The sequence below is a fragment of the Acidovorax sp. KNOB132 genome (assembly GCF_057541515.1).
The window spans coordinates 1-2,582 of record NZ_BAAJYT010000387.1 but is presented as its reverse complement, the minus strand read 5'-3'; the positions used below and the strand labels follow the sequence as shown (position 1 = coordinate 2,582).

Below are 2,582 nucleotides of genomic sequence, written 5' to 3'. Positions count from 1 at the left end.
GCCGTGGCCACCAGGCAGGCGCCCCATGCCCGCCAGCACCTGCGGCGACAGGGCCACGGGGCCCGTCTGCGCCAGCACGGCCACCCCGGCCATGCCCAGCAGCACGCCGGGCCGTGTGCGCGGCGGTGATCCGCTCGCCGAAGGCCACGGCGCCGATCAGCACGCCCATGAGCGGCGTGGTGGCGTTCAGGATGGCGCTGTAGCCCGCCGGCAGCGTGCGGGCCGCGAGCGCGAACATCAGGAACGGCACCCCCGAATTGACCACGCCCAGCACCAGCGCCGCGCCCAGCTTGCCGTGAAAGGCCGGCCGCAGCCGCGCGAACGCCAGCAACGCCATCAGCCCGGCCGCCGCCAGCGCCACGCGCCCGAAGGCCGTGGGCACCGCGCCCAGCACCGGCACCGCGATGCGCATGAACAGAAAACTGCCGCCCCACAGGGCGGCGAGGGCGAACAGGCGGATCAGGCTGGCGAGGGTCATGGGTGGCGCCGGCGGGGCGCGGACCCCGCCGAATCGGCAAAACGAAACGACGAAACCGAAGGCTTTCGCCAAGCCCTGGCGGGCCCGGGCCGCCCCCGGCGCTGGAGGCCCATTCTTCGAAATCCGGTGGGTTCGCGCAAACCATTTATGCTGCGCGACTGTTTATTTTGACTGAACGGTCATGCGCCTGCCTCCCCTCATCGCCGTGCGATTTTTCGAAGCCACTGCGCGCCATCTGAGCGTGCGCCGCGCCGCCGCCGAGCTGCACGTCACGCCGGGCGCCGTGTCTCAGCAGGTGCGCAAGCTGGAGGAGTTCCTGGGCTGCACGCTGTTCGAGCGCCTGCCGCGCGGCCTGGCGCTCACGCGGGCGGGTGCCGAATACCAGTCGGCCTGCAGCGATGCGCTCGCGGTCATCGGCCACGCCACCTCGCGGGTGGCCGCCGGCGCGCGGCGCGTCGTGCTGGTGAGCTGCACGCCTGGCTTCGCCGTGCAGTGGCTGGTGCCGCGCCTGCAGGACTTTCAGCAGCACGCAGCCGGCCTGGACGTGCACGTGAGCACCACCAACCGCACGGTCGATCTGGCCGGCGAGGGCGTGCATTTCGCGGTGCGCCACGGCATGGGGAAGTACCCGGGCCTGCGGGCGGAAGCGCTGCTTGCCGACGATCTCGTGCCGGTGTGCAGCCCCCGCCTCATCGCGCCGCGGCGCATCGCGCGCGCCCGCGACATCGACGGCCACCGCCTGCTGCACGACGAGCACCGGGGCGACTGGCGGCTGTGGTGCGAGGCGCACCGTATGCCCCGGGTAAACACCGAACAGGGCGTGGTGTTTGCTGATTCCAACGGCGCCATCGAAGCCGCCGTGGCCGGCCGGGGCTTCGCGCTGGTGCGCCGCGCGCTCATCGGGCGCGAGCTGGCCACGCGCGCCTTGATCGGCGTGCAGGCGGGTGCGCTGGCCACGCCGCTGGCGTACCACCTGGTCTATGCGGCACCCGCGCTCATCGATCCGGAGCTGCGGCGTTTCCGCGACTGGATCGTCGCGCAGGCCGGGCAGGAGCGCGGCAGCGGCGCTTGAGCGATGTGGCCGGCGCCGGGCTTCACGCCCCCGGCAATGCCCGCACCATGTAGACCGCGCCCTCTCCGTAGGTGGCCAGCCGCGTGCGCTGCGCAGCGTCCTGCAACGGTGCGGGGGCATAGCCGTGCCGTGCCCAGTAGCCCTGCGATCCCTGTACCGACACCAGCGCGCTGTGGCGCAGCCCTTCGCTGCGTGCCGTGGCCCAGGCCGCGGCCAGCAGCACCTGCGCGAGGCCCTGCCCTGCCAGCGCGGGTGACACGGCCATGTCGTGCAGGTACAGCGTGTCGGGGGCCCGGGCGGCCTCGAAATCGCCGTGCAGCGGCGTGACCTTGCCCCGCAGCGAGCGGTAGGCCGCCAGATAGGCACACAGGTGGCCGTCCCGCTCCAGGGCGAGCGAGCACTGCGCCGGGCTCGCCAGGCGGCGCTGGAACACCGCATGGCTTTCCTCGAACCCCTCGCCATAGCAGGCGCGCTGCACCTGCAACAGGCCGGGCAGATCGGCCGCGGCCAGCGGGCGCGCCCGGGGCGGGGCGGATGGCAGGGGGTGGGATCGGGCGTGGGCGGGCATGGGCGTGGGCGGTGCGAAGGGGCGGCACGGGCAGCGAAGGCCTCCATCCTACGGCCGGTGCCCGCCGGCCCGTGCAGGCGCATTTCTTGCACCCGTTCGTTGCCAATTCCCCGAAAACCGTCGCCATTTGGCCCATCCGTTCGCGGCCGCAGCGCCCCGATCGGATGCAGGTGAGAGAATTTCCACACCGTTGCCCCGCCCTACTGATGCCAGACACCATGTCTTTAAGCCGATTCCTCCGCCTTTTCGGGGCCCTCGTGGTGTTGGCCACGATGCTGCTGGTCGGCCGCATCGCCACGACGGAGTACCAGTCGGTGCGCGCGTCGGCGGCCAGCGTGGAGGCCATCGACCAGTTGCGCGCGGGGCTGCTCGCTGCCGAAATGGTGTCGCGCGAGCGCGGTCCCACCAACGGGGCGCTGGGCGGCCCGTCGCCCCTGCCGCCGGAACTGCAGCAGCCGCTGGCG

Annotated in this window: 2 protein-coding genes and 2 pseudogenes; 2 read left to right on the top strand and 2 right to left on the bottom strand. The window is 72.7% G+C overall.

What is annotated here, in order from left to right; genetic code table 11:
• Positions 1-478: pseudogene (locus AC27IO_RS22800) on the bottom strand (EamA family transporter); the annotation flags it as partial.
• A gap of 181 nt (positions 479-659) precedes the next feature.
• Here AC27IO_RS22800 and gcvA point away from each other — a divergent pair.
• Entirely contained in the window at positions 660-1,550 is an 891-nt protein-coding gene (gene gcvA, locus AC27IO_RS22795; protein ID WP_498740925.1) for a transcriptional regulator GcvA, read from the top strand.
• A 22-nt stretch (positions 1,551-1,572) separates the two neighbouring features.
• Here the strand turns inward: gcvA and AC27IO_RS22790 are convergent, their stop codons facing one another.
• Positions 1,573-2,118 (bottom strand): GNAT family N-acetyltransferase, encoded by a 546-nt coding sequence (locus AC27IO_RS22790; RefSeq protein ID WP_498740923.1) that lies wholly within the window; start codon positions 2,116-2,118, stop codon positions 1,573-1,575.
• 272 nt (positions 2,119-2,390) lie between these two features.
• On the opposite strand from AC27IO_RS22790, the pseudogene AC27IO_RS22785 reads away from it, so the two are divergent.
• A pseudogene (locus AC27IO_RS22785) lies at positions 2,391-2,582 on the top strand (GGDEF domain-containing protein); the annotation flags it as partial.

Coding starts and splice junctions, on each gene's coding strand:
- gcvA (WP_498740925.1), top strand. CDS start 660: ATGCGCCTGCCTCCCCTCATCGCCGTGCGATTTTTCGAAGCCACTGCG.
- AC27IO_RS22790 (WP_498740923.1), bottom strand. CDS start 2,118: ATGCCCGCCCACGCCCGATCCCACCCCCTGCCATCCGCCCCGCCCCGG.